At 74.0% G+C, this 10,817-nt stretch carries 9 protein-coding genes; 6 read left to right on the top strand and 3 right to left on the bottom strand.

Features of this window, described 5'->3' with window-relative positions; all coding sequences use genetic code 11:
* Positions 1 to 132 precede the first annotated feature (132 nt).
* Positions 133 to 1,611: an LCP family protein gene (locus ACGF12_RS37355; protein ID WP_393040730.1), complete on the bottom strand. Its 1,479-nt coding sequence runs from the start codon at positions 1,609 to 1,611 to the stop codon at positions 133 to 135.
* Positions 1,612 to 1,989: 378 nt separating this feature from the next.
* On the opposite strand from ACGF12_RS37355, the gene ACGF12_RS37350 reads away from it, so the two are divergent.
* Together ACGF12_RS37350 and ACGF12_RS37345 are read left to right on the top strand one after the other, a co-directional pair.
* Complete coding sequence (locus ACGF12_RS37350) at positions 1,990 to 2,361, top strand: hypothetical protein (RefSeq protein WP_393040727.1); 372 nt, start codon at positions 1,990 to 1,992, stop codon at positions 2,359 to 2,361.
* Between the two features lie 111 nt (positions 2,362 to 2,472).
* Positions 2,473 to 3,675, top strand: coding sequence for a trans-sulfuration enzyme family protein (locus tag ACGF12_RS37345; RefSeq protein ID WP_393040724.1), 1,203 nt, complete (start codon positions 2,473 to 2,475; stop codon positions 3,673 to 3,675).
* A 292-nt stretch (positions 3,676 to 3,967) separates the two neighbouring features.
* On the opposite strand, the gene ACGF12_RS37340 is transcribed toward ACGF12_RS37345, so the two are convergent.
* A complete protein-coding gene (locus tag ACGF12_RS37340; protein WP_393040721.1) occupies positions 3,968 to 5,650 on the bottom strand; it encodes a SpoIIE family protein phosphatase in 1,683 nt (560 codons plus the stop codon).
* A 264-nt stretch (positions 5,651 to 5,914) separates the two neighbouring features.
* Between ACGF12_RS37340 and ACGF12_RS37335 the strand changes: the two genes are divergently transcribed.
* Both ACGF12_RS37335 and ACGF12_RS37330 read left to right on the top strand, forming a co-directional pair.
* The gene (locus tag ACGF12_RS37335; protein ID WP_393040718.1) at positions 5,915 to 6,772 is read left to right on the top strand and encodes an SDR family NAD(P)-dependent oxidoreductase; all 858 of its coding nucleotides are present in this window, start codon (positions 5,915 to 5,917) and stop codon (positions 6,770 to 6,772) included.
* 233 nt (positions 6,773 to 7,005) lie between these two features.
* Complete coding sequence (locus ACGF12_RS37330) at positions 7,006 to 8,226, top strand: ROK family protein (protein ID WP_393040715.1); 1,221 nt, start codon at positions 7,006 to 7,008, stop codon at positions 8,224 to 8,226.
* 19 nt (positions 8,227 to 8,245) lie between these two features.
* On the opposite strand, the gene ACGF12_RS37325 is transcribed toward ACGF12_RS37330, so the two are convergent.
* Positions 8,246 to 9,421 (bottom strand): S1 family peptidase, encoded by a 1,176-nt coding sequence (locus ACGF12_RS37325; RefSeq protein WP_393040712.1) that lies wholly within the window; start codon positions 9,419 to 9,421, stop codon positions 8,246 to 8,248.
* A gap of 252 nt (positions 9,422 to 9,673) precedes the next feature.
* On the opposite strand from ACGF12_RS37325, the gene ACGF12_RS37320 reads away from it, so the two are divergent.
* Entirely contained in the window at positions 9,674 to 10,201 is a 528-nt protein-coding gene (locus ACGF12_RS37320) for a hypothetical protein (RefSeq protein WP_393040709.1), read from the top strand.
* A gap of 113 nt (positions 10,202 to 10,314) precedes the next feature.
* A complete protein-coding gene (locus tag ACGF12_RS37315; protein WP_393040706.1) occupies positions 10,315 to 10,767 on the top strand; it encodes a recombinase family protein in 453 nt (150 codons plus the stop codon).
* Positions 10,768 to 10,817: the final 50 nt, after the last annotated feature.

The raw sequence follows: 10,817 nt of genomic DNA, 5'->3' as shown, positions 1-10,817 counted from the left end.
CCCGTCGTGCGGGACCTGGCGCTGAGCACTCCCCGAGTGCGCGGGGGGGGGTGACCCCCGGCCGACCCGGGGGGGGCGCCCGCGGACTTGTGGTCCGCGGGCGCCCCGCCGTCGTTCTTGCGCCGTCGCGGCTCAGCCGTAGGAGATGTTGGCGCAGGGGTCGTCGTCCGCGGAGCGGGCGGTGCCGCTGACGCTGCTGGGCAGCGGGGCCGGGGCGCCGGGGTTCGCGCCGGGCGCGGAGGCGGCGGCGGCAGGGTTGGCGGCGGCGAAGTCGTGGCCGAGCACCACGCTCAGGCCCTTGCCGCCGGGCTGGACGGTCGCGCCCGGGAAGAGCTTGGCGACCTCCTCGGCGGCGGTGCGCTCGCCGGTGCCGTACTCGACCACGGTGGTGCTGCGGGCCTTTCCGGCGGCGTTGCCGACGGTGGTCACGGTGTAGCCGGCACCCTTGACGGCCTCGGCCGCCTTGCCGCCGAGGCCGGACTCCCCGGTGCTGTTGAGCACGGCGACCTTGATGTCGGCGTTCTTGGGGTTCGCGGTGGCGGTCGGGGTCGCCTCGGCGGCCGGGGTGCTGGGGGCGGCGGTGTCGGGGGCGTCCGGGCGCTGGGCGCTGGCGTCCTGGCCGTCGATGGTGCGGTCGGCCTTGAGCGCCGCCCAGAGCTGGTCGACGTCGGGGTGGACCAGGGCGACCCGCGGGCCCTCGTAGCGCCACGGCGCGGTGATGAACTTGATGTCGTGCAGGTTCACGTCCTTGAGCGACATGGCGAAGGACATCAGCTTGGCCGCCGAGCCGAGGTCGGGGTCGACGGTCAGCGACTTGGTCGCCGCGTCGGCCAGCGGCAGCAGGGTGGTCGGGTCCATGCCCTGCGACTTGACCTGCTTGATGAGCGAGGAGAGGAAGGCCTGCTGGCGCTTGGTGCGGCCGATGTCGGAGCCGTCGCCGATGCCGTGGCGGACCCGGACGAAGTCCAGCGCGGACTGGCCCTCGACCTTCTGCTTGCCCTTGGCGAAGATCAGCTTGCCCTTGTGGCCGAGGTTGGGGTTGAGGTCGCCCTCGTAGATGTCGTTCGGCAGGCAGACGTCGACGCCGCCGACTGCCTTGGTCATGGTGGCGAAGCCGTTGAAGTCCACCACGATGGTGTGGTCGACCCGCAGGTTGGTGAGTTTCTCGACGGCGTTCTGGGTGCAGGCCGGGTTGCCCTGCTCGGTGTCGCCCACCGCGAAGGCGCTGTTGAACATCACATTGGTCTGCTCCTTGGTCCACTTGCCGTTCGGGAGCTTGCACGGCGGGATGTTGACCAGGGAGTCGCGGGGGATCGAGATGCCGACGGCGTGCTTGTGGTCGGCGTAGACGTGCAGCAGGATCGCGGTGTCCGAGCGGGCGCCCGCGTCCCCGCCGCCGCCCAGGTCGCTGTTGCCGTTGCCGCGGCTGTCCGAGCCGATCATCAGGACGTTCACCGGGGTGCGGCCCTGGGCGTCCGGGGCGGCGGCCTCCGGGCGCTCCTTGCTGACGGCGTCGCGGTCGAACGTGGTGATGTTGCTGTTCAGGTGGTAGTAGAGGGCGCCGCCGCCGATCAGCAGGAGGCTGGTGCAGCCGGCGGTGACCCAGAGCACCTTCTGCTTGGTGCTGCGTTTCGGCTTGGGCTTCGCCCGGCTGGTGGGGCGGTCGTCCGATATGCCCTTGTCCGGTGCGGTTTTTCGGCCTGCGGCCCGACGTCCGCCGGGGCGGTGCGGTGAATTCTCGGCTTCGGGGGAACCCCTGCGACCCGACACGGCGTCATCCTCCACAGTTGCCACGGAACCCCCGTCGAAGCGGTGGAATTCGCGTGGCCCGGGGTCGGAGCCGATCCGGGCAGGCCCGTCGCTAAACTTTTACACCGCTGTAAAACTTCAGAGGAGCATACTAAGCGTAGATGAGAAAATCACTGGTCAGACCGTGAGGGCTGGTCGGCTGTGACTCATCCCGCTGCTCCGAACCGTACGAGGAGCACGATGACACACCGGATCGCACGTTCGATAGCCGGTGCCCTGGTGGCACTGCTCGCGGCCGTGGGCCTGAGCGCCGCGGCGTCGAGCGCGACGGCGGTGGCCGCACCCCGGACCGTCTCGGCGGGCACCGCCACGGGCGCCGCGGCCGTCGCGGGGGGACCGGTTTCCGCAGGCGTCCAGGACGTCCGGTCCGCGCCGGCCGCGCCCGCCTCCGCCGCCCACCTCGCGGCCAAGCAGGAGAAGAAGAAGTCGGGATTCCTCGCCAAGCTCGGCAAGTTCGTGCTGGTCGTGATCATCTTGATCATCCTGTTCGTCATCCTGCTGATCTGGGGCGTCATCCACCTGGTGAAGCGGATCTTCCGCCGCAGCCGGTGACCCGCTGAGCGCAAGTGGCCCGACCCGGGCGCCCGTTCCGGCGCCCGGACCGAGCCACTGGGCCGTGATTGGCCCTGTCCCGGCCGGGCCGGAGCGGCCCAGGATGGCGGCATGAGCGACTTCCACCTGAACCCCGACGCGCTGCGCCCCGAGAGCCGGATCGTCCACCCGCCGCTCGCCGAGTCCGTCGGCAGCCGCCCGATGGGCATCCCGCTGCATCAGAGCCACTTGTTCGCCTTCGACACCAGCGACGAGCTCGTGCGGGCCTTCGCCGGACCGGGCGAGGCGTTCTTCTACAACCGCTTCGGCAACCCGACCGTCCGCTCGCTGGAGACGGCCGTCGCCGACCTCGAAGGCGGCGCCGCCGCCGTCGCCACCGCCTCCGGCATGGGCGCGATCAACACCGTGCTGCTCGCCCTGCTGCGCTCCGGGGACCACGTGGTCGCCCAGCGGAGCCTGTACGGCGGCACCTTCGCGATGCTGGCCGACCTCGCCCAGCGGTGGGGCGTCGAGGTGACCCACGTGGCGGGCGACGACCCGGGCGAGGTCGAGGCCGCCCTGCGGCCCAACACCCGGCTGCTGCACCTGGAGACGGTCTCCAACCCGACCACCCGGGTCACGGACCTGCCGGGGCTGATCGGAGTCGCCCGGCGGGCGGGGGTGGTGAGTGTGGTGGACAACACCTTCGCGACCCCGCTGCTGTGCCGGCCGATCGAGCACGGCGCGGACGTGGTGATCCACTCGGCCACCAAGTACCTGGGCGGGCACTCGGACGTCCTGGCCGGGATCGCCGTCTTCGCCGACGCCGAACTGCACCGGAAGGTCTGGCAGTTCGCGACCGAACTCGGCGCCAGCGCCGACCCGTTCGCCGCCTGGCTGACCCTGCGCGGCCTGCAGACCCTCGCCCTGCGGGTCCGCCGCCACTGCGACACCGCCCTCGACCTGGCCACCCGCCTGGCCGCCCACCCGGCGGTCTCCGCCGTCCACTACCCGGGCCTGCCCACCCACCCCGACCACGACCTCGCCCGCCGCCTCCTCCCGGCCGGCCACGGCGGCGTCCTCGCCTTCGACCTGTCCGGCGGCCGGGAGGCGGCCCGCACCTTCACCGAGTCGGTGCGGCTGGCCTCCCTGGCGCCCTCGCTCGGCGGTGTCCACACCCTGGTGCTGCACCCGGCCAGCACCTCGCACCGGCAGCTCTCCGACGACGAGTTGGCGGCGGCGGGCATCGGAGCGGGGACGGTACGCGTCTCGGTGGGCATCGAACACCCGGAGGACCTGTGGGCGGACGTGGAGCAGGCGCTGGCGAAGCTGTGAGGGGCGCCGGCCGACGGCCGCCGGTGCGGCGACCGCGCTCGGCGTGACGGGAGTTCGGCTCCGGGGGAAAAACCCGGCGAGCCGAAGGGGCGCGCCGGTGCCGAAAGGGAGAAGCGACAAGCGAGGTACGAGCGCCGGAGCGCCGACCGTCGGCACCGGGTCGGAGCGCTCCGGAGGCGAGCCGGGCCCAAGGCGGCGCCCGCGCCCGGAGCCCGCATCCTGCCGCCGGAGCCCGACCACCCTCGGGCCAGAACTCGACCGCCCCCCGGGCCGGGGTCCTCGTGCTCCTGGGTCAGCGGACCTTGGGCCGGGCCGCGAGCAGCGCGATGTCGTCCTCGGCGGCGGGCGCCGGGGGCGGGGCGAGGGCGTGCAGGACGGCGTCGAGCAGGTCGTCGAGTTCGCCGGTGGCGGGGAGCCGGAGGGCGGCGAGACGTTCCAGCGAGGCGTCGATGTCCTCGCCACGGCGTTCGACCAGGCCGTCGGTGTAGAGAAGCAGGGTCTGGCCGGGGGTGAGCGGGCGGGTGGTCTGCTCGTAGCCGCCGAGGCCGGTACCGAGCGGCGGGCCGGTGGGGACGTGCAGCAGCTCGGTGGGACGGTCCGGGGTGACCAGGGCGGGCGGCAGGTGACCGGCGCTGGAGAGCGTCCAGCGGCCGCGGCCCGGGTCGGCCAGGACCAGCAGGCAGGTCGCCGGGCGGGCGGAGTCGTTGGTGGAGATGACGTTGTCGAGCTGGCGCAGGATGCGGTGCGGGGGCAGGTCCATGCTGGCGAGGTCGCGCAGCGCCGAGCGGTAGTTGCTCATGTCGACGGCGGCCTCGACGCCGTGCCCCATCACATCACCCATGGCGAGCAGGGTGCGGCCGAAGGGCAGCCGGACCGTCTCGTACCAGTCGCCGCCGACGACGCTGGCGCTGCCGGAGGGCAGGTAGCGGAAGGCGAGGGAGAGGTTCTGGTGCGGGTTGCCGGGCTCGCTCAGCAGGGCGTGCTGCAGCTCCAGGGCGATGCCCTGGGAATGGGTGTATCGGCGGGCGTTCTCGATGGCGAGGGCGGCGCGCGCGGCGAGGTCGCCGAGCAGGGCGGCCTCGTCGGAGGTGAAGGCCGGGGAGGCGGAGGTCCGGCCGAGGGTGAGCAGTCCGACGACGTGGCCGCGGGCGGCGAGCGGTAGGACGAGCAGGGAGACGGTTCCGGCCGGGCAGGCGTCCTCGGGCCCGGGCTCGGTGAGCACGGACACTCCGCCCGCCAGGCTGCGGGCGCCGGCCGAGCCCTCGCGGTGGCGGACGGACTCGCCGGGGCGGGCCAGCTCGGCGAGGGCGCCCGCCAGCGCGGGCATGGCCCGTACGGCGGCGCGGTGCAGCCGCTGGCCGCTGCCGCCGCCGGGGCGGGCGGGTTCGGCCTCGGACGGCAGGACGTCGACGGTGGCGAGGTCGGCGAGGCCGGGGACGGCGAAGGCGGCGAGTTCGGCGCAGGTGGTGTCGATGTCGAGGGTGGTGCCGATCTGCTCGGCGGCGGCGTCGAGCAGGGTGAGCCGGGCGCGGGCCTGTTCGAGTTCGCGCAGCTGCTCGCGGGCCGGGTCGGGGTCGTCCAGGACGAGGACGATCACCCCGGTGGTGCGCCCGGCGTGCCGCAGCGGGCGGTAGCGCACCCGCAGTCCGGGCGGGACGGGCGCACCGGCGCCCTGGGGGCCGCCGGTGACCTGCTCGCGGTCGCGCCCGTCGGCGAGCACGCGGCGCAGGGTGGCGGTGGCGCCCGCGAACGCGGTGGTCTCGGCGGTGCGGCCGAGCAGATCGGCGCGGCACAGTCCGGTGACGGTGGTGAAGGCGGGGTTGAGGTACTGCCAGCGCAGCCGCTCGTCGAGCAGGGCGATGCCGACCGGGGCGGTGGCGAGCACGTCGCGCAGCAGGTCCGGGTCGTCGTCCTGATGGTCACTGTCGGTGCTCGCGCCGAGGCTCGCGGCGAGGGCCGCCGCGGTCGCCGCCAAGGACCGGGCGTCCGGTGTCGTTGGACGGGGACCCTCTGCGCGGTTTCCGTGCCGGAAGTGCATAGGCCCATGATCACGCGTCGGCGCGCGACGCGCCCACAACTGGGTGAAACCTTGACCGCCCGGAGGCGGCGTTGTAGTGCGGCGGCGTTGTAGGGAGGCGGCGTCGGTTGCGTGCGCGCACACATACTTATAGAGTGCGTGCGCACGCACACAGTTGCCTCGAATCCGGGCACCGCCCGGAAGTCAGAAGGAGAGAGCCGCATGGAAAGCACCCGGATCGTCCTGATCACCGGAACCTCCTCCGGGATCGGCCTCGCCGCCGCTGTGGCCGCCGCACGTGCCGGGTGCCGGGTGGTCGCCACCATGCGCGACACCGGACGGGCCGGGAACCTGCTCCGCGCGGCGGAGGAGGCGGGCGTCGCCGGGCGGGTCGAGGTCGAGCGGCTGGACGTCACCGACCCGGCCTCCGTCGCCGACTGCCTGGCGACCGTCCTCGACCGGCACGGGCGGCTGGATGCGGTGGTCAACAACGCGGGCGCGGGCTTCGTCGGCACCGTCGAGCAGGACGGGCTCGTGCCGGTGCGCGCCGCCATGGAGGTCAACTACTTCGGCGTGGTCGAGGTGACCCGGGCCGCGCTGCCGCACCTGCGGGCCAGCGGCGGCCGGGTGGTCACCGTGACCAGCGTCGGCGGCGTGGTCGGCCAGCCCTTCAACGAGGCCTACTGCGCGGCCAAGTTTGCCGTCGAGGGCTTCATGGAGTCGCTGGCGCCCGTCGCGGCCACCGTCGGCGTCGCCGTCACCGTCGTCGAACCGGGCGCGGTGGCCAGCGATTTCATCGGCAACCAGGACCTCGACGTGCCCGCGCTGATCGCCGCCGCCGGCCCGTACGGCCCGGCCCTGCGGGCGTACGTCGACCGGACGCTGAAGGCCTTCGGCGGCGCCCAGACCCCCGAGGAGGCAGCCGCGCCGATCGTCGCCGCGCTCACCGCGGAGCGGCCGCCGTTCCGGGTGCAGACCTCCGAGACGGCCCGGGCCTTCGTGGGCGCCAAGCTGGCGGACGCGGACGGCTCGGCGGTGCAGGCGATGACGGGCGGCTGGCTGGCGGCCGACGGCGTCTGACGGTTCCTGACGCCGCGTCGGCGCGAGGGCAGGTCCGCGCGCTGGTCGCCGGATGATCACCGGTCATACTTGGGCGGCGGCGTCCGGCACCCGGCACCCGGACACCGCGGGTCGTGCCGGGCCCGCCCGACCGACGCCGGTGGCGCCCGGCTGCCGGCACCGGACCGCCGGCGCCCGGCCGCCCGCACCAGACCGTCAGCAGCAGACCGTCAGCAGCAGACCGGAGGAACCGGATGAGCCCCCACCAGCCGACCAGTCGCCCGGCGGCCGGGGCACCCGGGGTGCCGTGGAACCGGCAGCGGCTGCGCAGCAACAACGAGTGGCTGCTGCTGGAGCTGCTGCGCACCGGTGGCGGCTCCTCGCGCGCCCAACTCGCCCGGGACACCGGGCTGTCCAAGCCCACCGTCTCGGCCGCGCTGGCCGAGCTGGAGCGGGCCGGGCTGGTCCGCGAGGCCGGGCTGCTGTCCCCGGAGCGGGGCCGGACCGCCGTGCTGTACGAGGTCGACCCGACGGCCGGTCATGTGCTCGGGGTGGACATCGGCCGGGCCCGGCTGCGGGTGGCCGTCGCAGACCTCGCCGGTACCGTCGTCGCCCGGCGGGATGTGGCCAACCGCGGTCGGAGCGCCGACGCCGTCGCGGGCGCGGTGGTCGCCGCCGCGCGGGAGGCGACCGCCGAGGCGGGCCTGACCGCCTCGGACACCGTGCACGCGGTGATCGGCACCCCGGGCGTGTGGGACGAGGAGCGGCGCGGCGTCCGCTATGCCTCCAACCTGCCCGGCTGGGGCCGGCCGGGGCTGTTCGACCGGATCGGGGAGGGACTGGGTACGGCCGTCACGGTGGCCAACGACGCCAACCTCGCCGCGCTCGGCGAGTACGCCCTCGGCGCCGGGCGCGGCAGCCGGATGTTCGCCTACCTGCTGGTCGGCACCGGGCTCGGGGTCGGCGTGGTCAAGGACGGCGAACTGCTGCTCGGCGCGCACGGCGCGCTGGGCGAGATCGGCCTGGTGCCGCTGCCCGCCCGCCCGGGCGAGCCGGCCGCGACCATCGAGCAGGAGGCCGCGGCCGACGCCGTGGTGCGCGCCGCCCGGGACCTCGGACTGACCGGTCGGGGCGGGAAGCGGCTGACCGCCAAGCAGGTCTTCGAGCGGGCCCGGGCCGGCGAGGGCGCGGCGGTCCGGGCGGTGGAGCGGGAGGCGGAGCGGCTCGCCTACGCCGTCGCCGTGCTGTCCGCGGTCCTGGACCCGGACCTGGTGGTGCTCGGCGGCGGCATCGGCAGCAGTGCGGACCTGCTCCTGGAGCCGCTGGAGCAGGCCCTGCACAAGCTCGCCCCGATGCGTCCGGCGCTCGCACCGAGCCTCCTGGGGGAGGAGGCGGTGCTCCTCGGCGCGGTCTCCACGGCGCTGGAGACCGCCCGCCCCGAGGTATTCGAGCGCCGGACGGCGGGGCTGCGCTGACGATCGGTGGGCCTTTTCGTCAGCCGGTGGCCAGGGTCAGGCCGTAGGTGCTGAGGATCGGGTTGACCGGCTGGAAGTAGGTCTCACCGCCCGAGGTGCAGTCGCCGGAGCCGCCCGAGGTCACGCCCTGGGCCTGGTCGCCGGAGATGAACGACCCGCCGGAGTCGCCCGGTTCGGCGCAGACGTTGGTTCGGGTCAGGCCGTAGACGCTGCCCTCCTGGTAGTTGACGGTGGCGTTCTGCTCCTCGACGGTGCCGCAGTGCCAGCCGGTGGTGGAGCCGGAGCGGCAGACCGAGCCGCCGATCGTCTGCTCGCTCGAACCGGCCACCGTCACGGCGCCGCCCGCGTAGTCGTTCACCTGCGGTTGGGCGGTCCAGTCCGGGCCGGCCGCGACCCAGGAGTAGTCGTTGCCGGGGAAGGTCGAGCCCTGGAAGGTGCCGATCGAACTGCCGTCGGAGGCCGCGGCGTTGGAGCCGGGCTGACCGCAGTGGCCGGCGCTGACGAAGCCGGGCTGGCCACCCTGGGTGACCGGGAAGCCGATCGAGCAGCGGGCGGCGTTGTCGATGTAGTAGGCGTCCCCGCCGCGCAGGTCGGCGAGCGGCCTGGGCGCGGCGGTGGCCCGCTCGACCCGGACCAGTGAGCGGTCCACGCCGGACTGGCTGAGGAAGGCCCCGGTGCGGGCGTCGTCGGCGGACCGCACCACGACGGCGTTGTCCCGGACGTCCACGTACCAGAGCGGGGTGGCCTCGGGCACGGCGGCCGCGGAGGCCCGGTCGAGCGCGTCCTTGGCCCGGTTCAGGGCCGTGAGCGTGTGTCGGACGACGGTGGCCCGGCCGCCGTGGGCGGTGATGACCCGGGCGGCGGAGGCGTCCGTGGTGGCGACCACCAGGTCGGCCTGCGGCCCGTCCACCCAGGCACCGGCCCAGCGGTCGCCGAGCACCCGGGTGAGCGTGCTCCGGACCTCGGCGGCCCGGCTCTCGCGGGCGAGCCGGTCGGCGGCGGCCTGCGGGGCGAGGCCGAGGTCGCGCTGCATCGCGTGCAGCAGGGCGGGCGGGACGGTGGCCGTCCGGGTGGGGGCGGCGGCCAGGGCCGCGGCTATGGACGGGTCGTCAGCGGGGGCGCTGACGGCGGGGGCCGCGGTGAGCGCGACGGTCGCGAAGGCGGCGGCGACCGCGAGCGCGCGGAATCGGAGCATGGGGGATCTCCTCGTTCGGCGTGGGGGTTGCCGGAACCGTAGCGATCCGCGCTTGGTGGCCGGAACATGTCAGAAAGCCCCGCGCTTCGGCGCTATACCCCTTGGGGTGGGGGGTGGCGGCTCGGGGAGTGGTTGCGCTCGGTAGTCGGAATATCTCGATCTGCCAACGAGTGGGGAAACCGTGCGCGTGGCGTGTTCGGGGTCTGCTTGAATCGCACGCCTCATCCAAACGGAACGGAGCGTTCTCCTCCCATGCCTTCACGGATACCCGGCCGTCGCCGGGCGGCCGGCCTGGCCGGATTCGCCGGACTCGTCCTCACCGTCGGTCTGACGCTGACCGGTTGCGACCCTTCGGCGGCCGACGGCGGGGCCAAGGCCTCGTCCGCGCCGACCGCCTCGACCGCGCCGAGCGTCGCGGCCACGTCGACCTCGGCCGCGCCTGCGGCTCCGGCGCCGCCGGTGGCCACCGCCTCGGCCGCACCCGACCCGGCGCCCACCTCGACCGTCGTCCCGCCCGCGGCCCGGCCCACCCATCCGCAGTCGGCTCCGCCCAAGGCGCCGCAGCCGAAGGTGACCACCGCGCAGCCGCCGGCCGACCCGGAACCGCAGCACACCGCGGCGGCGGACGGTGCGCAGTGCGAGCTCCGCTCCAACGCGGGCAACTGCTACGCGGCCGGGCAGTTCTGCCGCAACGACGACCTGGGCAAGAGCACCCACGACGCCGGCGGGCGGGTGATCTACTGCCGGATGGTCAGCGGCAAGCCGCACTGGCAGGCGTGAGCCGACGGCCGTCCTCGACGGGCCCTACCGGCTGAGGGTGTCCCAGAACAGGTGCTCGTAGGCCTGGAGCAGCAGACCGTACCCCCGGGCGGCGGCCAGGGTCCGCCCGTCCGGTGCGTCGGGACCGAGGGCGTCGGCGGCCCGCTGCTCCAGGGCGGGCCTGGGGCAAGCGGAACGGTTACACGATCCGCCGCGTCTTCCGCGAGAACCTGTCTGGTTACAAGGCCGGGGTGAAGCGTCCGGATTTCGACGAGGCGGTACAGGCGCTTCTCGACGGCGAGTCGGACTGCCTGTGGGTCTATGACTCCTCGCGGTACAGCCGCAAGGGTGCGGGCGACGTGCTGAAGATCCTCGACAGCTCGGGGAAGCGGCTGTACTTCTACCTCAACCGGCTGGATACCGAGGTCCCCGCTGACCGCATGCGCATTGTCGCCGAGGCGGAGCAGGCTCGTGAGTACAGCCGACTGCTGTCGGAGAAGGTCAGAGACACCAAAGCGGTTGATCGGGACGCCGGAAAGTGGCTAGGAGCGTGTCTCAGTAACCGGCAACCCGCGTGCGTCTCGTGATCATTCGTGCGGAATGATCACGGTATGCGCGATGGGGATGGGCTGTTCGA

This window comes from Kitasatospora sp. NPDC048296, assembly GCF_043201815.1.
Taxonomy (GTDB): Bacteria; Actinomycetota; Actinomycetes; order Streptomycetales; family Streptomycetaceae; genus Kitasatospora.
This window is presented reverse-complemented; position numbering and strand designations above follow the sequence as displayed.

Coding starts and splice junctions, on each gene's coding strand:
- ACGF12_RS37320 (WP_393040709.1), top strand. CDS start 9,674: ATGCCTTCACGGATACCCGGCCGTCGCCGGGCGGCCGGCCTGGCCGGA.
- ACGF12_RS37330 (WP_393040715.1), top strand. CDS start 7,006: ATGAGCCCCCACCAGCCGACCAGTCGCCCGGCGGCCGGGGCACCCGGG.
- ACGF12_RS37350 (WP_393040727.1), top strand. CDS start 1,990: ATGACACACCGGATCGCACGTTCGATAGCCGGTGCCCTGGTGGCACTG.
- ACGF12_RS37335 (WP_393040718.1), top strand. CDS start 5,915: ATGGAAAGCACCCGGATCGTCCTGATCACCGGAACCTCCTCCGGGATC.
- ACGF12_RS37345 (WP_393040724.1), top strand. CDS start 2,473: ATGAGCGACTTCCACCTGAACCCCGACGCGCTGCGCCCCGAGAGCCGG.
- ACGF12_RS37325 (WP_393040712.1), bottom strand. CDS start 9,421: ATGCTCCGATTCCGCGCGCTCGCGGTCGCCGCCGCCTTCGCGACCGTC.